The organism is Clostridium sp. DL1XJH146, from assembly GCF_054819755.1.
The window spans coordinates 108554-135164 of the sequence record NZ_JBTVVN010000004.1; the positions used below are offsets into that span (position 1 = coordinate 108554).

At 30.7% G+C, this 26611-nt stretch carries 15 protein-coding genes and 1 CRISPR repeat array; of the genes, 4 read left to right on the forward strand and 11 right to left on the reverse strand.

Annotated elements, in window-relative coordinates; translation table 11 throughout:
• Positions 1-20 precede the first annotated feature (20 nt).
• Complete coding sequence (locus ACVHXK_RS03650; protein ID WP_461205003.1) at positions 21-1079, reverse strand: TRAP transporter substrate-binding protein; 1059 nt, start codon at positions 1077-1079, stop codon at positions 21-23.
• A gap of 402 nt (positions 1080-1481) precedes the next feature.
• On the opposite strand from ACVHXK_RS03650, the gene ACVHXK_RS03655 reads away from it, so the two are divergent.
• Positions 1482-2012, forward strand: coding sequence for a ribonuclease domain-containing protein (locus ACVHXK_RS03655; RefSeq protein ID WP_461205004.1), 531 nt, complete (start codon positions 1482-1484; stop codon positions 2010-2012).
• A 99-nt stretch (positions 2013-2111) separates the two neighbouring features.
• Positions 2112-2381: a barstar family protein gene (locus ACVHXK_RS03660; protein WP_461205005.1), complete on the forward strand. Its 270-nt coding sequence runs from the start codon at positions 2112-2114 to the stop codon at positions 2379-2381.
• Between the two features lie 232 nt (positions 2382-2613).
• Here the strand turns inward: ACVHXK_RS03660 and ACVHXK_RS03665 are convergent, their stop codons facing one another.
• Entirely contained in the window at positions 2614-3684 is a 1071-nt protein-coding gene (locus ACVHXK_RS03665) for a 2,3-butanediol dehydrogenase (protein ID WP_461205006.1), read from the reverse strand.
• Positions 3685-4070: 386 nt separating this feature from the next.
• A complete protein-coding gene (locus ACVHXK_RS03670) occupies positions 4071-6107 on the reverse strand; it encodes a sigma-54-dependent Fis family transcriptional regulator (RefSeq protein WP_461205007.1) in 2037 nt (678 codons plus the stop codon).
• A 250-nt stretch (positions 6108-6357) separates the two neighbouring features.
• Between ACVHXK_RS03670 and ACVHXK_RS03675 the strand changes: the two genes are divergently transcribed.
• Positions 6358-6969: an ABC transporter ATP-binding protein gene (locus ACVHXK_RS03675; protein WP_461205008.1), complete on the forward strand. Its 612-nt coding sequence runs from the start codon at positions 6358-6360 to the stop codon at positions 6967-6969.
• A gap of 1 nt (position 6970) precedes the next feature.
• On the forward strand, positions 6971-7750 hold the full coding sequence (locus ACVHXK_RS03680; RefSeq protein ID WP_461205009.1) for an ABC transporter permease: 780 nt from the start codon (positions 6971-6973) through the stop codon (positions 7748-7750).
• Positions 7751-7833: 83 nt separating this feature from the next.
• Here ACVHXK_RS03680 and ACVHXK_RS03685 read toward each other — a convergent pair whose 3' ends face one another.
• From ACVHXK_RS03685 to cas5b, 8 genes are all read right to left on the reverse strand, one after another.
• Positions 7834-8820, reverse strand: a complete 987-nt coding sequence (locus ACVHXK_RS03685) for a Gfo/Idh/MocA family protein (protein WP_461205010.1) — start codon at positions 8818-8820, stop codon at positions 7834-7836.
• 63 nt (positions 8821-8883) lie between these two features.
• Positions 8884-12390, reverse strand: coding sequence for an Ig-like domain-containing protein (locus ACVHXK_RS03690; RefSeq protein WP_461205011.1), 3507 nt, complete (start codon positions 12388-12390; stop codon positions 8884-8886).
• A gap of 155 nt (positions 12391-12545) precedes the next feature.
• Positions 12546-12683, reverse strand: coding sequence for an IS1096 element passenger TnpR family protein (locus tag ACVHXK_RS03695; protein WP_461205025.1), 138 nt, complete (start codon positions 12681-12683; stop codon positions 12546-12548).
• Between the two features lie 173 nt (positions 12684-12856).
• A CRISPR array of direct repeats spans positions 12857-21387; the repeat unit is 30 nt; unit sequence GTTTCAATTCCTCATAGGTATATTCCAAGC.
• A 205-nt stretch (positions 21388-21592) separates the two neighbouring features.
• The gene (gene cas2 / locus ACVHXK_RS03700) at positions 21593-21856 is read right to left on the reverse strand and encodes a CRISPR-associated endonuclease Cas2 (RefSeq protein WP_461205012.1); all 264 of its coding nucleotides are present in this window, start codon (positions 21854-21856) and stop codon (positions 21593-21595) included.
• Between the two features lie 45 nt (positions 21857-21901).
• Positions 21902-22894 carry a type I-B CRISPR-associated endonuclease Cas1b gene (gene cas1b, locus ACVHXK_RS03705; RefSeq protein WP_461205013.1) on the reverse strand — a complete coding sequence of 331 codons (993 nt, stop codon included), beginning with the start codon at positions 22892-22894 and terminating at the stop codon, positions 21902-21904.
• A 42-nt stretch (positions 22895-22936) separates the two neighbouring features.
• Complete coding sequence (gene cas4 / locus ACVHXK_RS03710; RefSeq protein WP_461205014.1) at positions 22937-23428, reverse strand: CRISPR-associated protein Cas4; 492 nt, start codon at positions 23426-23428, stop codon at positions 22937-22939.
• Between the two features lie 10 nt (positions 23429-23438).
• Positions 23439-25790, reverse strand: a complete 2352-nt coding sequence (cas3, locus tag ACVHXK_RS03715; RefSeq protein WP_461205015.1) for a CRISPR-associated helicase Cas3' — start codon at positions 25788-25790, stop codon at positions 23439-23441.
• Between the two features lie 81 nt (positions 25791-25871).
• Positions 25872-26606 carry a type I-B CRISPR-associated protein Cas5b gene (gene cas5b / locus ACVHXK_RS03720; protein ID WP_461205016.1) on the reverse strand — a complete coding sequence of 245 codons (735 nt, stop codon included), beginning with the start codon at positions 26604-26606 and terminating at the stop codon, positions 25872-25874.
• Between the last annotated feature and the right edge of the window lie 5 nt (positions 26607-26611).

The following is a 26611-nucleotide window of genomic DNA, read 5'->3' on the forward strand; positions in this document are numbered from 1 at the left end:
GCATGGCTCCCCTCATACAATTATTTTGCGTCTCTAATCTCTTGTAATAATTCTTCTAATCCTAATTCTTCAGCAAGTTCATCTTGAATTGGTATTGCTGCTTCTATAAATGGAGCTCTATCAATTTCATTTACTATTCCACCATCAGCAATCAATTGCTCTTTATATGTTTCTTCTTCATCATATATAGCTTGTCTTTCAGTAGCTACAGAAGCTTCAGCTGCTTTCATTAATTCAGCTTTTTGTTCTTCAGTCATCTGATCGAATTTCTTAGCATTTACTAATAAAAGACGAGTAGTATAATCATGACCTGTTTCAGTTAAATATTTACCATTAGCAGTTTTATGGTGCTCCATTGGAACTAAATATGGATAAGCATTTTCAGCAGCATCTACTATACCTTGTTGTAAACCTTGATATAATTCTCCCCAAGCTACAGATGTTGGAATAGCGCCTAAGCTTGACCAATAATCAGATACAACCCCTGAAGTTTGAGTTCTTATTTTTAAACCTTTAACATCTTCAATTGAATTTAGAGGTATTTTACCATAGTAATGACGAACAGCAGCTGTCCAATATCCCATTACTTTAAATTCTCCATTTGATTTTTCATATATAATATCAGACATTGCCTCTCCAACATCACCATCAACAACATTTTCCCAATGTTCATAACTATCAAATAAGTAAAGTAGTGAGAATAAATCTACTTCTTTAATACCAGTTTTAGTCATAAATCCTGGAGAAACTAATACAACGTCAGCTGCCCCTAATTTTAATTTTTCAACTAATTCTTCTTCACTTGTTCCTATTGTTCCAGCATGTACGTCAACATCAAACATGCCATTAGCTTCTGCAACTTTTTCAAATTCTAACATACCTGTTTGATATGGACTATCAGTGTTTGTTTGGTTGTGTGCAGCTACTATTTTGATTGGATCTGCAGTAGCCTCATTTTCTGCATTATTTGCATTGTTTGCACTATTGCCATTGTTTGTTACCGCATTGTTGCCACAACCTGTGAATGCTACAGTAGTTGCTAATAATGCAACCATTGCAATAATTCTAATTTTTTTCATATTGTTACCCCCTAAAATGATTTGATTTGAATAGTTCCACTTTTTTAAAGTGTAACCCTTTTCTCTTCTATTTCATTATAAATTTATTTATGATTAAAGTTAATAAAGTATATTTACTGAAACTTTTAGTTTTTTTACTATTTTTTTATCATTACATATAACTTTTATGATAAAAATATGAAAACGATTAAATAATATGATTTTCTTTACTTTCCTTTTATTTTTTTTACTCAAGTAAACAATATACAATTAACAATTTTTACTACGCACAAATCAGCACTACAAAATCTTATGAATAGTCAATAATAATTGTCATTAAAATCTTCCAATGGTAAAATTAAATAAAGCTTTTTTAAATGAGAAATAGTTAACGAAATCTTATAAACTAAAGGAGGATTATTTATGTTAAAAAACAATTCAAAGAAATTTTTATCTAGTATACTTATTTTAGTCTTTACAATCCTAATGACTTTATCAGGATGCACCAATGAAATTACAAACAACTCCACTGCAAATCAAAATAATAATGAAACTATATCTTCTGAAGAAAATACTAATGATAGTGCTACTAACAATACTGATGATAACGCCATTGATGAAAATGGCCTATATACTACCAAAGAAGAAGTTGCTTACTATCTACATACTTACAACAAATTACCTTCAAATTATCTAACAAAACAGGAAGCCTATGATTTAGGCTGGGATAATAGCAAAGGCAATCTTTGGGATGTAACTGACCACATGAGTATAGGCGGAAATAGCTTTGGCAACCGTGAAAAACTATTGCCAGAAGAAAACGGCCGCAAATGGTATGAATGTGATATTAATTACCAGGGTGGCTATAGAAATGCAGAAAGAATTATATATTCTAATGACGGTTTGATTTACTATACCGATGACCACTATGAAAGTTTCACCCAATTATACTGATTAGATAAATTCATATCAGTATATTAATTGCTTCATATATAAGTAAATTTACTTAATTATATCACTAAGATAAACACTCTTTTAAGAAAGGAATTTATTATGGAAGAAATTATATTAGACTGTACAATGATGACATCAATTGAAGCTACCCATCAATATATAAAAGAAAAACTTAGTTTTCCAAACTACTACGGTTGTAACCTTGATGCACTTTGGGATATTCTTAGCACTATAAGTAATCCATTAAAAATAACAATAACTAACCCAAAAAGTATTCAAATTAATTTAGGCGATTATTCTGAAAAACTTATAACAGTTTTTATTGAAGCTAGTAATGAAAATGAGAATATACTCTTAGATATGGAATAATTTTTGGCCACTCCTATATTAGATAGTGGCCTTTTTTCATGAATATATTACTATAATTTGTATAAAAATAAAAGGCATATCCTTTATTAAAGATATGCTCTTATTATAATAATTTTATTACGCAGACTCTCATCCTATGCGATTTCCTCGGCTAAGTTTCTACCCCATAGGATTATGAGCCTGCGTAACTAAATTTATTAACTATTTGAAAATTATATAGCTTTAATAAATACTAAAGTAGTGTTTTATCAGGAGTTACTATAATTTTAACATGCTTTTTCTTATCTGCTCCTGTTAATGTACCAAAACCTTCTTCTACAATATCATCAAGTAGAACTTTCTTTGTAACATATCCTTCTGCTTTAATTCTTTCATCATTCATTAACGCTATTGTAGCTGGAAACTCGTGTCTGTAGGCTATTGTTCCAACTATTCTCTTTTCTGAGAATACTATTGCATTTGGATTTATTTCAATATCGTTTTCCCAAATACTTGTAACAACCATAGTACCGTCAAATTTTATGCTATCAAGACCTATATCAAAACCAATTTTAGCTCCTGTTGTTTCAAAAGAAGCATCTACTCCTACTCCACCTGTTAATTTCTTAACTTCTTCAACTATATCTACTTCATTAGGATCAAGAACTACATCTGCCCCTGCTCGTCTTGCATATTCTTGTCTAACTGATTTTCTTTGTAATACAACGACAAGCTTTGCTCCTGCTGCTTTTAAACACTCAATTGTAGCAAGACCTATTGGCCCTGAACCTAATACTATAGCTGTATCTCCCATATTAAAATTAGCCATTCTTATTGAATGAAGTGCTACTGCCATTGGCTCTATTAAAGCAGCTTTTTCATATGACATAGTATCTGGAATCTTATGAACATATTCTTCTGGGAATACAGTATATTCTGCAAATCCACCACCACTTCCACAAAGACCATGGAATCCTAAACTTGAACATAAATTATATTTTCCTTCTCTGCAGGCTGGACATTCTCCACAAGCAACTATTGGTTCAACTGCAACTCTATCTCCAACTTTAAATTTAGATCCTTCTACTACATCTACTACTTCTCCAGAAAATTCATGACCTAAAACTACTGGCGCTTTGTTTCCACTTAACGGATGAGGCTGCCCAACAGGTATAAATATAGGTCCTCCTAAAAATTCATGAAGGTCTGAACCACAAATACCACACCATTTAACTTTAATCTTAACTGACCCTTTTACTACCTCTGGCTCTTTTATTTCCTCAACTCTTACATCGTTTTTTGCATACCATAAAGCTGCTTTCATATCTAATACCTCCACATAATTATATTTTAGTTTGTTTGTTATTTATCTAACACACTAAACTATATAGCAATCTCCATGCCAAAAATATATTCATTAAAAATACTTTATAAAAAAGATATTAGAAATTAATATTCACCGGTAAATAGCACCGTCTCTTACCTCTATATCTAAGTAATTTCAGTGCTTAGATACTATTGTAACTCAAATTATAATTTTTCTCAAATACCGATTTACTAATTTAATAATAATTCTTTTATTACTGTAAAATAAAAAAATCTCATTTTGACACATTATTTTTGTCTCAAAATGAGATTTAGAATTTATTAACTGTCATATTGACACACTTTTCTTCTTTTCTTATGTTAATTTTTTATTTAAATATTTCTTCAATCACACTCTATGTTATATTTATTCAATTTTCTATAGATAGTTGACCTACTAATATTGAGTAGTGCCGCAGCTCTAATAATATTTCCATCACAAAATTTAATAGCTTTAATAATACTATTCTTTTCCAAAATATCTAGCGGAATAATTTCATTATCATTACCCAAATCATTATTTAAACGTCGCTCATCAAAATCACCACTACAAGTACAATTAACATTGGTATTATTCTTCTTAATATTATTATTATCATCATTACTATTACTATCATTAATATCACTATAGTCTTTTTTCTCATTATTCATTTCATAATTATGATTTACTATAGTATCTTCGCTGAAATAATAATCTCTTTCTATAACATTCCTAAGCTCCCTGACATTACCCGGCCAAGTATGCTCTTTCAATTTTTCTATATACTGCTTCTCAATAATTTTATTACTTCCAACATTTTTAGCATTTAATTTTCCAACAAAATGCTGAGCTAAAACTTCTATATCTTCTTTTCTTTCAACTAATGGAATAGTATTTAAATTTATTACATTTATTCTATAAAACAAATCTTCCCTAAAACTCTTTTTTCTTATCTCCTCTTTTAAAATCTTATTAGTTGCTCCTATTATCCTCACATCTATTTCTTTTTCATAGGTTCCGCCAACTCTCACAATTTTATTATTATCTAAAACTCTTAATAGCTTTGTTTGTATATCAATAGGTAGCTCACCTAGTTCATCTAAGAAAACTGTTCCTCCATCTGCAAGTTCGAATTTTCCAGGACGCCCCTCTTTAACAGCTCCTGTAAAAGCTCCTTTATCATACCCAAACAACTCACTTTCAACCAATTCCCTTGGTATTGAAGCACAATTAACTGCAACAAAAGGTCCGTTTGCTCTACTACTATAATTATGTATGGCCTGTGAAATCAGTTCTTTTCCTGTACCACTTTCCCCTTCAATAATAATATTACAATCGCTTTGAGATGCTTTTTTTGCATAATTTATAAGTGCTTCCATGTTGTCACTTTTATAAATGATATCACTAAAATTATAAGTAGCTCTATACCCAACTACTTTATTTACTAATTTATGTACATATTTCGCTTCTCTAAAAGTAATTACCACTCCCATAAATCTTTTATTTTCTTTCATTGGAACTATATTTACAATGCATCTAGTTTTTCTATTTTTTACATGAAAATCACACTCTATATTGTTGTAAACTCTATAATAATCCCCCACAATATAGCTAAAATCAATATTCTTAAGAGTATCTTTTATATTCATTGCTAATATATTTTCTTTTGTTTCCCCTAAAATATGTTCTGCTCTTTGATTTATTCTTTTTACTCTAAATTTCTCATCTAAAACAATTAACCCTTCTACTATAGAATCAAAAGTAACGTTAAGTAGATTAGATGACATTATCAATGCCAATTGTTTTCTTATAGACTCCGCAGCCTCAGTTACTACACCTAAAGTATGGCTATGAGCATCTAAATATTCTCCTGACATATTAATGCAACCTATTAATTGTCCTTCTTCGTCTTGTATTGGTGCTGCGGAACATGTCCATGTATGCTGACTAGTACAGTAATGGTCTGCACCCATAGTTTGCAGTGGTTTATTATTGTGTATTGCTGTTCCTATAGCGTTAGTTCCCATAACCTTTTCTGTCCAAAAGGCCCCTTTAACAAAATTAATTTTTTTTGCCTTTTCTAGTATTTCATCGTCGCCAATGATCTCAATTATATAACCTTCTCTATCTGTTAAGACAATCATAAAACCTGAACCCTCAACGGTACTATAAATACTTTTCATAACAGGTTTTGCTACTCTTATCAAATCTTCATTTATCTCAATTTTTGAAGCAAGCTTCATCTTATCTTTATCATCACCAATTGCATTAATAAAATCCACATTATATGTTTTACATCTCTGCCATGATGCTGCAATCTCTTCTCTAAGTCCAATATCTAAATAGTCATCTTCAATGAATTTATCCCAGGCTTTTGCTACAAATTCTAAGTACTTTATCATGAATATCTCCTCATTTTTTTGCTATATAGTTTAGTAGTTATGCTAATTGTCATTATTAATATTTTACATTATAATTTAAACTTTCACAATTAACTAAAACAATATTATAAAAGAGCCTGCTTATTGAATAATATGATATAATTTGTTTATAATATCTACTGTTTAGGTTGTCCATATTTTCAATAGTACTACCAACAGAAAACTCATTATATAAATAATTATGTATCCTGAATATGGAGGGGGTCTCGCAATGGAATTAATTAAATTTTCAAATTTAAATTTACAATACGGGGAAAAAAATATTTTAAAAGATTTTAGTTTAGAAATAAATGAGGGTGAAAAAGTACTTATACAAGGAAAATCTGGTGCTGGGAAATCTACATTATTTAAAATACTCTTAGAGTTTACCAAGTTTGATAGTGGAGAACTCTTCATTGCAAATAAAAAAGTAAACTCCTCTACTTCTAGAGAAACAAGAAAAATGTTTGCTTACGTTAATCAAGATGTTACATTAAGACAAGGGAACGTTAGATCCGTACTTAAAGAAATTAGCAATTTTTCTGGAAATAACTATGAAGGCAATATTAACGAGACTTTAGCTGAAAAATTTGATTTCTCTATAGATTTATTCGATAAAAAAACAGAAGAACTCTCTGGTGGAGAAAGGCAACGTCTTGGAATTATAATAGCAATTTTACTAGACAGACCAATTTTTTTGCTAGATGAAGTCACTTCTGCTTTAGATACAGAGTTAAAAGAAAAAGTTGTGAAATATTTTTCAAACACAGAAAAAACCGTAGTCTGTATCAGCCATGATAAGGAATGGTTAGAAACCGGCAATTTCAGAAAGGTGGTCTTTTAATATGGACAGTATAAGTTACTATAGTATTTTTCTCCTATCGCTATTTATTATACCTATTCTATTTGTAAATAGATTACTTGAAATAAAATTAAATAAAGATATTTTAATTTCCCTTGTTAGAATGGTCATTCAATTAAGCGTTGTAGGACTATACTTACAGTATATTTTTGATTTAAACAACCCTATTTTAAATTGCTTTTATATGCTCATTATGATGGCTGTAGCAACGACATCCATTACAAATTCCACAAAATTAAAGCTACGTTATTTATTTGGGCCAATATTTATCTCCATAATTATTCCCAATGTCCTCATGCTATTATTTTTCAATGCCTTTGTAGTGAGGATTGACAACATACTAGATGCAAAATATATAATTACCATAGGTGGAATGATGCTTGGTAACGTATTGAAAAGCGATATAATGGGATTAATGACATATTATAAAGGAATCAAAGAAAATAAAGAAACTGTATATTACGATCTTGCCTTAGGAGCAACTTTATTTCAAGCAACTAAACCTCATCTGAAAAAGGCAGTTGTTGCTACTATACGACCAACTATTTCCACCATGGCTACAATTGGTCTAGTTTCGCTTCCTGGTATGATGACTGGTCAAATTTTAGGTGGTAGTGTACCAATGAACGCGATTTTGTACCAAATTGCTATTATGATAGCTATTTTTGTAACCAGTTATTTTAACAGTTTAGGTGCTATTTTATTCTCGCAAAAAGTTATGTTTGACGAAAGAGATATGCTTGTTGAAGAATATATGGCGTAATTTAATACACAATTAGGTAATTCTCTCATAGCGTCGAATTAAAGTTAAAAGCACCTTTCAGATTTTCTGAAGGGTGCTTTTGATTAATTTCTATTCCTATAATCAGCCAAAAGCATATCTGTCATTTTCACAACATTAATAGCTTCTTCAAAATCAGCATAACTTTTTTCTTTTCCTATAAGTTCATTTATTATAGCTTGTTGATATGGCATTGATACGTGCTCTGGATTATCAAATTCAAATACTTGTTCTTGTCCTTCTTTGATTAAAGAGAACCTTTTTACCGAAAGACCATCATACACAAGTCTTCCTTTATCACCTACTATTTCGACCTTATTCATTTGTTCATCAGAAACATAACACCAAGTCCCTGCACCTACAACTCCATTCTTGAACTTAAAGGTTGCCATAACAGTATCCTCTGCATCATAATAACCGCCCTTGTTCTCAACAATTCCATTTATTGATTCCATTTCTCCAAAATATAAAGTTAAACAATCAAGTACATGGACTGCCATGTCTAAGAATTTTCCTCCCCCTGATATGTTAGGAACAACTCTCCATGGAAGCTTATCTCTATCTAGTTCATCCTCTTCAACGGGTCTATTTTGAGTTACATATACAAATCTAACATTGCCAATTTCCTTATTATCAAGAAGTTCTTTAATCTTAAGAAACTTGTCTAAACCTCTTCTATAAAAAGCTACGTATACAGGAATGTTAAGTTCATCTGATAATTTTTTGATTTCTAAACATTCTTCATAGGAGTTAGCTACTGGTTTTTCAATATAGGGTATCTTACCAGCCTTAAGGCAATCTATGGCATATTCTTTATGCGTATTTGGTGGAGTTGCTATGTAGACTATATCAATTGTTTCATCCGCAAGAAGTTCCTCTGCAGTTCTATATACCTTTTGAACTCCATGTCTTTTTGCATAGTCTACAGCTTTATTATGACTCCTATTATATACTGCAACAAGATTTGAATTATTTGACTTGTAAAGACCTGGCCCACTCTTTACCTCTGTAACACTTCCACAACCTATCATTCCCCAATTTACATTTTCCATTCTTACCTCCTATGCTACATTGCAAGTTATTTTTTATTTCTATGATTTATTCAACTTTTACTACTATCGAGGATCCTCTATATAAATAGCTATTACAGTAACAATGGCTGTAGAAGTTCCCCCATTGCCATCACTTATTGTATAAGTGATAGTTTCTTCTTCCTCTAAATATTCTAGTGGACTATATATTAATTTACCAGTTTCAACTCCTGTAACAGGATCAATCTCTTTTTCTACTGTTCCATCACCAATTAAGGAAACACTAACAATTGACAAAGTATCGCCATCAACATCGATATCATTTGCTAGCACATCGAAGACATTATTCTCACTATCTTCTTCTACTGTGAAAGCATCATCTACCGCTATTGGAGCGTCATTTACAGAATTAACAGTTACAGTAATATTACCTGTAGAAGTTCCACCATTACCATCACTTATTGTATAAGTTATAATTTCTTCGCCATGGAAATTTTCTGCTGGATTATATATTAATTTACCAGTTTCCGCTCCTGTAACAGAATCAATCTCTTTTTCTACTGTTCCATCTTCACTTGTGGTGACACTATCAATTGCAAGAGTATCGCCATCAACATCTGTATCATTAATTAATACAGCAAAGACATTGTCAACACTATCTTCTTCTACTGTGAAAGCATCATCTACCGCTATTGGAGCGTCATTTACAGAATTAACAGTTACAGTAATATTAACTGTAGAAGTTCCACCATTACCATCACTTATTGTATAAGTGATAGTCTCTTCGCCATGGAAATTTGCTGCTGGTTTATATATTAATTTACCAGTTTCAGCTCCTGTAACAGAATCAATCTCTTTTTCTACTGTTCCATCAGCACTTGTGGAAGCACTATCAATTGATAAAGTATCGCCATCAATATCTGTATCATTTACTAGCACAGCCAAGACGTTATTCTCACTATCTTCTTCTACTGTGAAAGCATCATTCATAGCTATCGGATCATCATTTACAGAATTAATTGTTATAGTAACATTAGCCGTAGAAGTTCCACCATTACCATCACTTATTGTATAAGTAATAATCTCAATATCTATATAATTTGCTGCTGGTTTATATATTAATTTACCAGTTTCAACTCCTGTAACAGAATCAATCTCTTTTTCTACTGTTCCATCTTCACTTGTGGTGACACTATCAATTGCAAGAGTATCGCCATCAACATCTGTATCATTAATTAATACAGCAAAGACATTGTCAACACTATCTTCTTCTACTGTGAAAGCATCATCTACCGCTATTGGAGCGTCATTTACAGAATTAACAGTTACAGTAATATTACCTGTAGAAGTTCCACCATTACCATCACTTATTGTATAAGTTATAATTTCTTCGCCATGGAAATTTTCTGCTGGATTATATATTAATTTACCAGTTTCCGCTCCTGTAACAGAATCAGTCTCTTTTTCTACTGTTCCATCAGCACTTGTGAAAGCACTATCAATTGATAAAGTATCGCCATCAATATCTGTATCATTTACTAGCACATCGAAGACGTTATGCTCACTATCTTCTTCTACTGTGAAAGCATCATTCATAGCTATCGGAGCATCATTTACTGGCTTAACTGTTACAATTGCTCTAGCCATACTGCTTGTCTTTCCATCACTCACTTGGTAAATTATAGACTGTTGCCCATTAAAATTCTCCCCTGGGTTATATATTAATTTACCAGTTTCAGCTCCTGTAACCGGATCAGTCTCTTTTTCCACTGTTCCATCTCCACTTAAAAATACACTGTGAATTGACAAAGTATCTCCATCAATATCTGTATCATTTGCTAGCACATCCAAGACGTTATTCTCACTATCTTCATCTACTGTAAAAGCATCATCTTTCGCTGTTGGAGCATTATTTGGAGGTATTATTGTTATGAAAACTGTAGCCTCAGAAGATGTTCTGCCAAAATCATCACTTATTGTATAAGTGATTTCATCTTGACCACTAAAATCTTTTGGTGAATAATAAAGTACTTTATTATCTTTTACAGCAACAGTTCCAACTTTAACATCTAAAATATTTATACTCTTTAACTGTGAATAAGAATCATTAACCAATACATCACAGGTAAGTGTATTTGCATTTTGATTTATCTCATATCTATCATCAACTGCTTTAGGTTTAGGTGGTATTATTGACAGATTAACTGTAGCAATAGAACTCCCTCCCTTACCATCACTTATTTTGTAACTAAACGTATCTGTTCCGCTTTTTGTGGTTGGCTTGTACACTAATTTATTATCTTTAATACTGATCTCACCATTTCCACCTTCATCTACACTTATAATCGTAAGTATATCTCCGTCAATATCCAAATCATTACTCAAAACATCTAATTTGTACTCCGTCTCTGTATCTGCATCTACTAATGTATACTCATCATCTATAGCTGTTGGAGCATCATTAATTGAATTAACCTTTACTTTAACCTCCATATAGCCTGTTCCATTATTATCATTTTTAAAGAATAAAGTAAAAAAGTCATCTCCATGGAAATCTTTTTTAGGTGTATAAATAATTTTATTACCATCAATACTTATATCACCATTTGTAGAATACTTATTAATCCTAATATTATCACCCTGTACAGAAAAACTAGTTCCCTCATCTTCATTTGTACTTATAGTTTTATCAATATTACTTCCTCTAGCTATTAATCCGACAGATACGAATCCAGTAGCTTGAAGTCCATCAGAACTATTATCTTTGATAGTATACTTATATTTATCTATACCAATTTTACCTTCAAAAGGAGTATAATACAGCTTATCATTTTTAATTTCCATTGAACCTAAACTGTCATTACTACCATAGTGAGAAATTTGTATTAAATCAATATCATCTCCGTCAATATCACTATCATTTTTCAGAACGTCAATAACAATAGTTTTATCATTGTAGCCTTGAACTACATCATCAACTGCAATTGGTGCATCAGGAGCTGAAGTTACTTTTACATAAGCATAACCAAAAGCCATTCGACCTAGAGCATCCTCAACTTTATAAGTAAAGCCTGCCTCACCGTAGAAATTCTCATCCGGAATAAAAAAATAGCTATCATCCTGTTTCTCCACTTTTCCATTTTCAAAATCAGAAAACCCTGCAAATTCTAAAGGTCCTATAACTTCTGTTGTATCATTGTCCAAAATGCTACCTATTTCTACTAGATTATCTTCTACACATATAAGACTATCATCTACAACTTCTATAGCTTGCGGCTCCTTTATATTTACATTAATAGTACCTTTTACTCCCCTCGAACAACCTCCTCCCTTACTATAAGAAAATGTATCTTTTCCATATACATTTTCATTTGGAGTATAAATCAACACTCCTTTCACTGAATCATATTTTACTACCCCAAGTTTTCCTTGACTAATACGGGGTGCATTCACCTTCATCTCCACTGTTTTACTTCCATTAAAATCAACAGTTATATTCTCTACGCTCTCTTCATATCCGCATCCACCTAGTGGTAATAATACAGAAATAATAATAATTAAAACAATTGATATTTTCTTCTTTCTATTCATTTCCACCTCTTTTATAAATAACATATTTTATTTCATTAATTATTTGTTCCATAGTTTTCCTCCGTTTTGATTTATAGTTTAATTATACTAGTTTATACTGCTTTTACCAATGAAAATTCACTTTACTTATTAATAAATCAACACATTCTATTTTACTAGCTTGATTTTAACTTTCTATTTATCTCATCTATATCAAACTCTTTAAAACCTTGACTTTTAGCCCAAATCTGCATACGTTCATAATCTGGTTGAGTTTTATCTTCAATAATTTGAAGGAACTCTTCATATCCAATATTAGTTTATTATGTAAGTTATTATTTATTGTAAATATACAGTGGCGAAATGTCAAAAGGAAGGTTGAAATGGGTTTGAACATATCTCATGTTGAGTGTCCTATCAATACTAATTTTAGACTGAAATCGGGTGGGGTCTGACCCCTTAGCGAAGGAATTTGTTACTGAGCTTGCTATCAATTCCTCATAGGTATATTCCAAGCCTGCTTCATCATACTTAATATCATACACAGATTCTCGTTTCAATTCCTCATAGGTATATTCCAAGCACTGCGAAACAATTTTAAACAACTTCGGTTGGATAGGTTTCAATTCCTCATAGGTATATTCCAAGCATAAGATATAAAATAAATTAATGAAGGTGGTTTTAAGTTTCAATTCCTCATAGGTATATTCCAAGCTTTACCATTATATCAATAACTATTATTACCTAACAAAGTTTCAATTCCTCATAGGTATATTCCAAGCTCAATACTTGGGAAAGCGTTCCCATAGTGGCGCTATGTTTCAATTCCTCATAGGTATATTCCAAGCTTGTAGTTTATCGAGTTGTGTCTTGCCGTCTAACTCGTTTCAATTCCTCATAGGTATATTCCAAGCATTTATTACTGCTACAATTACACAATAGATATAAAAGTTTCAATTCCTCATAGGTATATTCCAAGCGGTGTGAGAAGGGAATATGGAGGTGTTAGATGGATAAGTTTCAATTCCTCATAGGTATATTCCAAGCACTTCGTTACGCAAAAGTTAATAAAGTGAAAGTGACGTTTCAATTCCTCATAGGTATATTCCAAGCTTCTTTACCATATACTTATATTTATGGGAATAATAGGTTTCAATTCCTCATAGGTATATTCCAAGCAAATGACTCTAGCCTATTGAATGAATTAGGTAGAAAGTTTCAATTCCTCATAGGTATATTCCAAGCTCAAGTTTAGGCTCTGTTGTTACCACTGTTACTAGGTTTCAATTCCTCATAGGTATATTCCAAGCAAATTTTGAAGGTGAAGCAAGCTTTACTTTAAATTAGTTTCAATTCCTCATAGGTATATTCCAAGCCTGTATAGTCAATTTATCCATATTTTAAAAAATCTAAAGTTTCAATTCCTCATAGGTATATTCCAAGCCTAAAATGAAATCAAGAGTTGACTATATAGATAGAAGTTTCAATTCCTCATAGGTATATTCCAAGCACACAAGGACATGATTATATAGAAACCAAAAGAATTAGTTTCAATTCCTCATAGGTATATTCCAAGCGCGATTGTAATACTATATTAGAAGAGAATTTAAGAGAGTTTCAATTCCTCATAGGTATATTCCAAGCCTATATTGTTTATCGAATATACACTTGGGGGGAGGAAGTTTCAATTCCTCATAGGTATATTCCAAGCAAAAATTGAAAATTGAATTTGTTTGAATTGATTTTGTTTCAATTCCTCATAGGTATATTCCAAGCCAAAATCCAAGTAAGAAGTTCAGTGGCACTGGTTAAGTTTCAATTCCTCATAGGTATATTCCAAGCTGAGTATAGATCCTTTTAGAGCGTGGCGCGGTGCTATGTTTCAATTCCTCATAGGTATATTCCAAGCCCAAATGCATTACCTCCGTTTAATTTATTTTTATTTTGTTTCAATTCCTCATAGGTATATTCCAAGCGGGTTGTTACTCTGGTTAACAATGAGAATACCGTCAGGTTTCAATTCCTCATAGGTATATTCCAAGCAATTTTAAAGGTAATGGTAAAGGCAATAATATATGTTTCAATTCCTCATAGGTATATTCCAAGCTATACCTTTTTAAAAAGTTGTCAATAGTATTTTATGTTTCAATTCCTCATAGGTATATTCCAAGCTAAAAGACAATATTTTGCTAAAAATATCAGCTATGAGTTTCAATTCCTCATAGGTATATTCCAAGCTTATGGCAAAAGTATGTACCTTACTAGGTATGCGTGTTTCAATTCCTCATAGGTATATTCCAAGCTTCGAAGATTACTACTTTGTCTTTGGCTATACTTCGTTTCAATTCCTCATAGGTATATTCCAAGCTAGATTTTATTAAAGTTTTTCAAAGTTTTTATAAATGTTTCAATTCCTCATAGGTATATTCCAAGCATACTTATTATTTGATTTTGATTACTAATTTTTTATGTTTCAATTCCTCATAGGTATATTCCAAGCTAGTAATATGTAGTATTGATAACTAGATGATGTAGTGTTTCAATTCCTCATAGGTATATTCCAAGCTTTTCACTAGCTGGCATAGTTATTGTTTGGTCTGTGTTTCAATTCCTCATAGGTATATTCCAAGCATGTGTCATAATAACAACTCCTATTTTTTATTTATTGTTTCAATTCCTCATAGGTATATTCCAAGCATTACGAGCTGCTACAATGTAGCTCTTTTTTTATTGTTTCAATTCCTCATAGGTATATTCCAAGCACTAACAACTTTGTTATACTTCTTTTTTAAATCTGCGTTTCAATTCCTCATAGGTATATTCCAAGCGTTTAACTTCTTTTATTTTATCTTTATATTTATCTATGTTTCAATTCCTCATAGGTATATTCCAAGCACTACAGCAAGCGAGTGGTGTACCACTAGAAGATATGTTTCAATTCCTCATAGGTATATTCCAAGCTTACCTTGCGTGGATCTATTGCACCTTTTTTATATAGTTTCAATTCCTCATAGGTATATTCCAAGCAGAAGAACTTATTTCTAGAACTACATCTATTATTGAGTTTCAATTCCTCATAGGTATATTCCAAGCAATGAACTAAGTTTGATGATGCAAGAATATAAAGCATGTTTCAATTCCTCATAGGTATATTCCAAGCTCAACAAATCAGAAAATATACTTTATGCAGACTAAATTGTTTCAATTCCTCATAGGTATATTCCAAGCGCAATAAATATAAAATATTAGAAAAATGTATAGATAAGTTTCAATTCCTCATAGGTATATTCCAAGCAATTTTAAAATTGATTAAATTTGATTGAATTTGATGTTTCAATTCCTCATAGGTATATTCCAAGCACGTTCCAAGCACTTGCGACGTTAACGCAAAAACGTTTCAATTCCTCATAGGTATATTCCAAGCTGTCCATATTGTCCACTATTTCAGCCTTTTCATTTTGTTTCAATTCCTCATAGGTATATTCCAAGCCGAAGTAGAAGAGCCTTAAAAGCTCTTCTTTTTATCGTTTCAATTCCTCATAGGTATATTCCAAGCTGAATGTGTCAACTTTGAAGTTGTTGAGATTACTAAGTTTCAATTCCTCATAGGTATATTCCAAGCTAAGTCTCTACATCCTGTTATTTCTGGACTTTTTAAGTTTCAATTCCTCATAGGTATATTCCAAGCGTAGTTGCAATGGTAGGCGTATCCGTTTGGTTTGTTAGTTTCAATTCCTCATAGGTATATTCCAAGCTTAAAAGCGTTTAAAAGCGATGTATGAGCCTTACATTTGTTTCAATTCCTCATAGGTATATTCCAAGCAAGTGCCAATCTTAATTTCTCCCCATTCGTGGCATGTTTCAATTCCTCATAGGTATATTCCAAGCACCTACCCTATATTCTGTTTATAACAAATCTATGTAGTTTCAATTCCTCATAGGTATATTCCAAGCTCGCCGAGTGGTTCTGTACCTTCATAATGGAAATATGCGTTTCAATTCCTCATAGGTATATTCCAAGCATTTGCGTCTACTTCATAACTTTCTACTTCCTCCAAGTTTCAATTCCTCATAGGTATATTCCAAGCTTTTGATTTGTTATTGCTATAAACTATACAATAGATAGTTTCAATTCCTCATAGGTATATTCCAAGCATAAGAGTCTTAAAAACTAGTTAATCCATTTTTATAGTTTCAATTCCTCATAGGTATATTCCAAGCTATGGATTAGAGGAGACAAAGAGAAGGTACAAAGTAGTTTCAATTCCTCATAGGTATATTCCAAGCCAATAAATCATATTCACCGTTTCTGTCATTTTTCATGTTTCAATTCCTCATAGGTATATTCCAAGCCTTTTTAATTTATTTTGTATCTTATTATTATATTAGTTTCAATTCCTCATAGGTATATTCCAAGCTGTTTAATTTTCATTTTAAAGACCACCTTTTTAATTGTTTCAATTCCTCATAGGTATATTCCAAGCAATATGAATTATAAAAGTTTTGCAGGCTATAATTAGTTTCAATTCCTCATAGGTATATTCCAAGCGAGGGCAGATTCCGCGAGTTAATTTTAGAGGTGAGTTTCAATTCCTCATAGGTATATTCCAAGCATCAATTTTTATTCCCTAGTCAATCAATTTTAATAAGTTTCAATTCCTCATAGGTATATTCCAAGCAAAGATTGATTGCAGATGATGACCAAAACGGATTTTAGTTTCAATTCCTCATAGGTATATTCCAAGCTCTTTTTTTAGCTTTTTTAACTTTTATTCTTTCAAGTTTCAATTCCTCATAGGTATATTCCAAGCTGAAACTAACGAAGAAATAAAAGCAACTCTAATATAGTTTCAATTCCTCATAGGTATATTCCAAGCCTATTTAAAGAGTTATATAGGCTATTTAAAGAGTTGTGTTTCAATTCCTCATAGGTATATTCCAAGCTTCACTCCTGCAATTATTTTTTAACTATCTTACAATGTTTCAATTCCTCATAGGTATATTCCAAGCTAGTATCGATAACTAGATGATATAGAATAGAGGTGAGTTTCAATTCCTCATAGGTATATTCCAAGCTCGTTATAATGGAAATGATCTAAAGTGCCTTTGCCAGTTTCAATTCCTCATAGGTATATTCCAAGCAATTACGAGCTACTGCAATGTAGCTCTTTTTTAAGTTTCAATTCCTCATAGGTATATTCCAAGCGGAATGATATATTAGAAACTGAAGATATAGAAAAAATGTTTCAATTCCTCATAGGTATATTCCAAGCTAAAACTGTTATTATAAATGGTATGAAAGGTAAATTGTTTCAATTCCTCATAGGTATATTCCAAGCCAACGAATATAATAGTAGTATAATAATAATTAGATAGGTTTCAATTCCTCATAGGTATATTCCAAGCCTCTGCAACCGTTGGTATCAAAGGGTTTCAGAGGTAGTTTCAATTCCTCATAGGTATATTCCAAGCCTAAACTTAACAACTTTATCCGTTATTATATCAAGTTTCAATTCCTCATAGGTATATTCCAAGCATTTTTTCAGCTTTTTTTAATCCTCTACTATTGTAGTGTTTCAATTCCTCATAGGTATATTCCAAGCAAAAACCTCCTTTTATACATTAAAAGATTAATTTTGTTTCAATTCCTCATAGGTATATTCCAAGCTAAAAAGAAAGCTTATGAAAAAGATGTTGCTATTGTGTTTCAATTCCTCATAGGTATATTCCAAGCAATATTCCAAGAACGCCATCGGTGCTATACGCATGTTTCAATTCCTCATAGGTATATTCCAAGCGCATATGCCATGCTCCGTCTTTATGTTGTTCAGGAATGTTTCAATTCCTCATAGGTATATTCCAAGCGTTAGTATGCTAACTATTATTCATTAGCACACGATGTTTCAATTCCTCATAGGTATATTCCAAGCGTCCCACTAAAGATTGGTAACATATGTTACATAAAGGTTTCAATTCCTCATAGGTATATTCCAAGCATCCATTACAGAGCAATCCACATAATATAGTATCAAGTTTCAATTCCTCATAGGTATATTCCAAGCCGGCAGTTTTGCAAGCTTTACTGATGCATTACATTAGTTTCAATTCCTCATAGGTATATTCCAAGCGCTTTACTAGTTGCGAGTGATATATATTTTTTAAAGTTTCAATTCCTCATAGGTATATTCCAAGCTTCTAGTATAACACAATAGTGTAAACTTATAATGGTTTCAATTCCTCATAGGTATATTCCAAGCGGGTAAAGATTTATTGTTTAGTTTTAATTTTAATCCGTTTCAATTCCTCATAGGTATATTCCAAGCGCCAATGCAAGGTATAAAATTTATGAATTATATTAGTTTCAATTCCTCATAGGTATATTCCAAGCAATGACTTTATTGACGCAAAACCGTAAAGGTAATGGGTTTCAATTCCTCATAGGTATATTCCAAGCAAGGGACAAAGTCCCCTATCTTCTATTCATTGGCATGTTTCAATTCCTCATAGGTATATTCCAAGCGAAAAAACTATATTTAATAAGTGGTTATGTAGATAGTTTCAATTCCTCATAGGTATATTCCAAGCCAAATTTACTTCTTGACTTAATCAATTTAATATGCGTTTCAATTCCTCATAGGTATATTCCAAGCGCAGAGGGACGTGGAAAAAACTACACAGCTTATATGTTTCAATTCCTCATAGGTATATTCCAAGCAAAATTAAATATAGGTTAATCAAATTTATTATACAAGTTTCAATTCCTCATAGGTATATTCCAAGCATTAATTAATCCAGATTTTTTATTTTTATACTGCTGCGTTTCAATTCCTCATAGGTATATTCCAAGCGTAGTTTATAGCTTATTTAAGCGACTTTATAATATAGGTTTCAATTCCTCATAGGTATATTCCAAGCGTTGTTGACAACTAAAATAAATTAATATATAATCAGTTTCAATTCCTCATAGGTATATTCCAAGCGGGTTAACCCATAAAAAGCCCGTTTCCATTTAAAAAAGTTTCAATTCCTCATAGGTATATTCCAAGCTAAGATGTGTAGTGTAATTGTATTGCTAGATAGATAGTTTCAATTCCTCATAGGTATATTCCAAGCTCTTGGTGGAGGTGGTAGTACAAGTAGTTCTAATATGTTTCAATTCCTCATAGGTATATTCCAAGCTCTGCTACGCTTACGACGTTTTCCGCTCAAACAAAAGTTTCAATTCCTCATAGGTATATTCCAAGCCTAATTTATTTTGAGTTATTTCTCTTTCTTTACTATGTTTCAATTCCTCATAGGTATATTCCAAGCTCAGTAGTAAAATTAACTTTACGGCTTAAATCTAAAGTTTCAATTCCTCATAGGTATATTCCAAGCCAGTAACAATATCATCACTAAAATAAAGTAAATCACGTTTCAATTCCTCATAGGTATATTCCAAGCTTTCAAGCAACTTTTGAAGGTGCTATTGATTTATGTTTCAATTCCTCATAGGTATATTCCAAGCTAAGACTCCTTTATTTTTAATTGGTGGCTTTTAAGGGTTTCAATTCCTCATAGGTATATTCCAAGCTGAGAGTTTCTTTTGCGATTTCCTTGTTTTTTACAAGTTTCAATTCCTCATAGGTATATTCCAAGCTTTAGATTTAACACTATTCGCTAATGAAATGTTTTGTTTCAATTCCTCATAGGTATATTCCAAGCGAATTAAACTCTCTTGAATTCATCAAGCCATGTTGTGTTTCAATTCCTCATAGGTATATTCCAAGCATTCCAACCTAAAAATTCTATTTCAACATTTTTATAGGTTTCAATTCCTCATAGGTATATTCCAAGCTGTTGCCACGTTTCACGCGCCTAACAGTTTAATCCTGTTTCAATTCCTCATAGGTATATTCCAAGCAAAATACACATCCTCATGATGTGAGGATACATAAAGTTTCAATTCCTCATAGGTATATTCCAAGCAGGGATTTAAATGCCTAAAAAAATAGATATAGATGTGTTTCAATTCCTCATAGGTATATTCCAAGCACAAGGCGCAAGACAGTGAATGCAAGCACGTATTTTGTTTCAATTCCTCATAGGTATATTCCAAGCGTTTTGCAAGAACTACAACAGAAGGATTAAATACGAGTTTCAATTCCTCATAGGTATATTCCAAGCGCTGTTGGAATAGCTTTAAATGTCCATTTAAAAGCGTTTCAATTCCTCATAGGTATATTCCAAGCATAAAGGTACTCACAAATTGTTGAGAAATGATAGGTTTCAATTCCTCATAGGTATATTCCAAGCTCACAGTTTGAATTAAAGTTTCTTGATCCGGTTCAATGTTTCAATTCCTCATAGGTATATTCCAAGCGGTACACGAAGATATATAACAGAAATTGTAGCAGAGTTTCAATTCCTCATAGGTATATTCCAAGCGAAAATAAATTTGATTGATTATACTATTGTATGCAGTTTCAATTCCTCATAGGTATATTCCAAGCAATTTGGCAACGATTTAGATTATACTATAGAAGTTGGTTTCAATTCCTCATAGGTATATTCCAAGCACTCTTATAGAGTCTTTTTTTTATTTATTTTATTTTGTTTCAATTCCTCATAGGTATATTCCAAGCGTAGTAAAACAATTTAATGAGGAGGTATTATTATGTTTCAATTCCTCATAGGTATATTCCAAGCATTAAAAAATAATAAATTTATATAAGGTGGTTTTATGTTTCAATTCCTCATAGGTATATTCCAAGCTTTAATCCTACATATCATCAACTAACATATCTCAAGTTTCAATTCCTCATAGGTATATTCCAAGCGAACAAGTAAAATTAATAAAAAGCTTAACTTAATTGTGTTTCAATTCCTCATAGGTATATTCCAAGCGATCTTATTACTTATGCTTTTAGTAAAGAAAAATTTTGTTTCAATTCCTCATAGGTATATTCCAAGCTCTCTTTTTAGTTTTTTTTACTTTTATTCTTTCAAGTTTCAATTCCTCATAGGTATATTCCAAGCCCATTCACCTAGCATTATACCTCACTTGTATAATAGTGTCAACACTCTCAATTTTTTTCAATATCTGTCTAATGCTTTTATTCAAGCCAATCTAAAAGTCGTCGACCCCTTAGGTTTTTTACCCTATCATAGGTCGACGACTTTTTATGTTGCACTTTTCTATTAAGTAACATTATTAATTATCCAAATGCTCTTGCTAGATTATTTACAAAAATATTTCTTCAACATTTTTTGATATTCCTATTACTTCTCTATTATAATACTTTTTTGATCTAAATTTATATATAATAATTGAATCTTCTTCTTTTATCATTATGCTTTCTAATTCCATTTCTAATTGTCTTAAATTAGCTTCGCCTATTTCACCTTCGAATACAGAATTTTGTACCCAGGTTAGATATTTTCTACATCTTTTGAGTGCTTTCCCAACTCTCTTTTCTCCAAAATCATAGACTAATATTACAAACATAGTTTCTCCTTTAATCAAAATTTGTTTTTCTAGTCAATATCATTGTTACCACTTAGCAACAAATCCTTCATACTGATCATCTTCAACTATATGCTTTTGAATTTTGTATAATTCTAATCTAATTAATCTCTTATAGGTAACATAAGTATTAAGTTTTCTATGTTTAATAGTGGCTGTTAATTTGTCATTGTATTCTTTTACGAATTTTTTCTTACCATTTTCATTTAAAATTATACCATTCATTTTATCATCAAAATCTTCTGCCGTTATTATTCTTTTATTTAATAATGAAAAGATGACTCTATCAACAATTATTGGTTTGAATATTTCTGCAACATCTAAATTCAGAGAAAACTTTCTTGTATTAGTAGAATGAAGGTACCCTATCCTAGGGTCTAAATGAGTCTGATAAATTTCACTAAGTACAGAAGTATACATCATTGAATTACCAAAGCTAATCAATGCATTAATTTTATCTCTAGGTGGTCTTCTACTTCTTGTTGTAAATGCAAAATCTTCATTATTAATTATTTTGTTAAAACATTTATAATATTTTTCTCTAATATTACCTTCATACGCCATCAATTCATCTATTGTTTCTGCTCTATTCATTGAATTTAATTTTCTTTCTACATCATCAATTTCTACTATTAACTCTGCTCCTCTGTTATTATAATATTTTAATATCACTATGATATTTTTGATAGCAGTAGTAATTATTAATTTAGCGAGTTCTAATCTTCTATCATAGTCAACATAGAACTGTGCCTGTTTCAATATAACTTCTCCAGAATTTAAATGTTCTCTTGGATAAAATGTTCCTGAATAGTATCCATAGTAATTAAAAAAATGAATACACGTATTCTTTTGTGCTATAAAATCTAAGAATTTCTTATTTACATCTACTTCACCATAAACCCAAATATTATTTATTTCTTCTACTGGAAGATATTTTTTTCTTCCACCTCCAATAAAATAAATGGTATTGTCTTTTCTCTTTAACTCCCCATCATTAAAAATATAGATATCCTTTTTCATGGTATCCCTCCTTCATTCAAAATTTTAATCTTTTTTAATTAATTAAGAGTAACAATATTCTCTATAGGCGCAATTTTTACAATATCCTATTTTCTCAACCTTTGGAGGAATATTTTCATTACATATCTTTTCAATATCACATATTATATTTTCTAACTTTTTCTCATTATCTATATCAAGAATTACTTTAGTTTTCTTTTTTTCTTCTGGTACTAGGAGAACTCCTTCTGCATCAATATTACATTCTTTTAATACCCTTAAATAATAGAGCAGTTGCCATTTTGAGGCTTCTTCAAATTTAGATGACTTTTTGGTTTCTCCTATAATTAACTTGTTTTTAGACTCGTATACCACATCAAATTTCACATTCCCAAAACTTATTTCCTTTTTCTTTCTCTTATAGCTATTTTCATGAATAAACTTTCCCAATTTCATATTTTCATCCTCCTGGTCTGCAACTATACCATGAGCCATAAGCCATACTTCTCTTTTACATATGTTGTAGTACCAAAGAATGGTTCCGTTAATATACATATCACACCTCCTAGAACATCATAAATTCATCTTTATCATCCCTTATAAATCCAATCTTTTCGTTGTAATAATCGCGACATCCTTCTCTAGGTAAATTTATAACCATAGCATCTGTATCAAATTTCGTATAATATTTATTTGGCAAAGACAATGTATAATCTCTTACTTTATTTTTGATACTTATAAATATTTGATTTTTCTTGTTTTTATCTTTTTCACCAAATCCTCTTAGCATCTCTGCGTAAACTTCTTCTGCTTCATCATCATAAATTATGAATACATCCATATTATTATTTTTTTCTTCAATTAATGAAAATTTTCCTATACTGTATTCTTCTTTTGGCGCTTTATTAAAATATAGATTTTTAATAGATTTAATAAATTCAGGGGATGCATCTGTATTTTTCTCTTTTATTATTTTTGTTGAATATTCATTAATAAGCTTAAAATAATCTTTTTCTTCAACTTCCTCATATTTTTCTAAAATTTCCTTGCATACATTAATTGATGTATTTCCATATATAGTTCTCCCATATAATCTTCCTCTTTTATCAACAAAAGACCGAATATATACTTCTCCTACTTTATTATCTCCTGCATTTCTATTACATCTTCCTGCTGCCTGTATAATACTATCTAGTGGAGCCAAATCTCTTATAACTACGTCAAAATCAAAATCAACCCCTGCCTCAACTACTTGAGTAGAAACTAAAATAATCTTTTTATTGTTCTTCAGTTTTTCAGTAACTTCATCAATTACAGCTCTTCTATGTATAGGTAATAAATTAGTAGACAAATATAAAACTTCTCTATTTAATCCTTCTAATTTATTATATATATCAAGAGATTGTGTAATTGTATTGCATATTATCAAGTATGACTTTTCTTCTATACCTACAATAAATTCTTCTATAAACTCATCTATACTTACATTATTTAATTTTGGAATTAATTTTGTTCTGTTAAATAATCTAAAATAGTTTTCATTTCCCTTAAGTAACTCTACAGCATCTATAAGCATCATTGGCCTAGTAGCTGTCATCATTATTACCCTACAATCCAGCTTTTCACTGGCTTCCTTTAATACATAATCAACTAATTCATAATATTCCGTTGGTATAGCTTGCACTTCATCTAACAAAATTATTGACCCTTTTATAGAATGAAACTTTTTAAGCATCCTATTTCTATTTCCTATTAGGGTTTCTAATAATTGCACAAATGTTGTAATAACTATTCCTGAGGACCAAACTTCGAATAACATTTCTGATTGAGCTTTATCATATTCTTCTTTTTCACTCTTGAATTCTGCATTTGCATAACTATGGTGCATTAATAAGTATGAACTACTATTCTTCTGAAAATCTTTAACATCTCTAAATAAGTTTTTTATAGAATCAAAGTTTTGATTTATTATTGATGTAAATGGCAAAGAATATATTATTTTCGCATCTTCACCTAAAAGCTCTTTTAATTTTAGAGCTGCAAAAAATCCTGAGTAAGTTTTACCTGTACCCGTTGGTGAAGTAATTGAAAATATCTTGCTTGTATTGTAGTTTTCCTCAATTGATTCTTGTATTTTCCCAAATATTTCACTTCTTATCTTATTAATTTCACCTTTTGCCCCTTTTATTTTGTCTTCCTTTACTTTATTTAATTTATCATATGAAATATATTTAATTTTTGGAGGGTCAATATTGGCTGCACTAAATTTGTCAGCTGATATAAGATGTGAGTAAAATTTCAGAGTGTCAAAATATATTGTGGATGTATCATTATTTTTTATGTTTTTAATATACATGCTATTTAATTTCTTTAAAATTTCTTTGATTGGTTTATTTTCTACAAAATCTTTTATTTCATCTGAATATCCTAGTATTTCATAGTCATTAATAATATCTTCTTTGTTTTTTTCTATATCTTCAATTTGTTTAAAGACTATATCCAGCATTTGTTTTGTCACATTTTTATCTATACCCTTATCAAATTTACTTCTGGTTTTAGGTGTTTTATAATCATAATTCTTAAAACTCCCGTGATGATAAAGTACAATATTATAGATAGAGAGAGGAAGAATATCTTCCTCTCCAAATTCTCTTATAGCAATATACGCTGCCGCTAAAGCAGAAATAAAACTATGCTCTGATAATGGTGTGCTTTTTTTGTTATATAGCAAATGCTCTTGAAAATAAGTTGTATATTTGCCAAAATCGTGACTACAACAGATTATATCCATTGCTCTTTTTTCTTTTCCTTCAAATTCATCTTTGTTTTGGTTATTTACCTCTATTAAATGTTTCACTAACGGTTTTTTAACTATTGTTTTATTATCATATTTATAGATATGAGAATAAAATTCCATCCTTAACACCACCTATATAATGCACTGAAAATTTGATAGTTTATCAAAATAATAAGACTTAATCCTATTTATAAAAACTCATTACATAAAAACTATACGCTCTTCTTTATTTTTTATTTTTATATATCCATCCTTAAGTTTTATTTTTATACTTTCACAATTATCATCAAAAATATAAGATTCTGCTTTTGTAATTGTCCTGTCTTCTTTAAAATCATAAGGCATTTTTTCCCGAAGTAAATACAAATTAGAATGAGTAAGATCAATGCAACCTTCTTCAATTAATCTGCTATTTACAACAGAATTAATATCAGCGAACTCATTTTCTTTGACTACTTCCCCATCTAGTCTACCTATAAATTCCAAAGAACAATTAAAAGGAGCTGCACCCAAATAAGGACTATAGTAGTACTTTTTTTCTCTTATTCTTTCTTCTAATTCTTTCATGGTTTTTTTATTCTTTATATTTATATAAATTCTATATTTCACATTATCCTCTGAAGTTAATAATTCAAATGGAATTTGTGTATGTTCTTTCGCTCTTATTACATCATTAATATTAGTTGCTTTGATATAATTTAAAGAAGACATTATTCTTCTGTTTTTAGAAAGTTTTCTTACTGCAACTTTCACATTTTCTGCTGAAAATTCACTGTAATAGCTATCTCTTTCCATACCTAATATCCCAGCCATTAAACCTGTTATTGTAGTTCTTGGTGGTATAGAATAGGACAGAGAAGATGAATTAGTATAGTACTTTCTAAAATGAGCAAACTTCCCCTTTACATCGAATACTAGTAAATCTATTTTATTCATAGCAT